A 235-nucleotide genomic window follows, 5' to 3' on the forward strand; every position below is an offset into this window, starting at 1 on the left:
GTATTGTGTTAATAAATAATATAAATGACAAAACTAAATTTTAATAGCCCTCATATATAATGGGAATATGGCCCATAAGTTTCTACCTGGCTGCCGAGAACTGCCGGACTATGAGGGAAAGCAATAGAACGCCAGCAGAAGGGATTGGTATTTTTCCAGTCTTTTCAGGTTATTTGAGCTCTGGACGGATGCTTTCTCTCTATGTAGTAGAAACATCTGGGCAGGGCTTTTTATA

Annotated in this window: 1 riboswitch. The window is 38.7% G+C overall.

Annotated features, from left to right (window positions below):
• Positions 1-30 precede the first annotated feature (30 nt).
• Positions 31-131, forward strand: a riboswitch (purine riboswitch).
• Positions 132-235: the final 104 nt, after the last annotated feature.

Source organism: Mesorhizobium sp. M7A.F.Ca.MR.362.00.0.0, assembly GCF_004023175.1.
Lineage (GTDB): Bacteria > Pseudomonadota > Alphaproteobacteria > Rhizobiales > Rhizobiaceae > Mesorhizobium.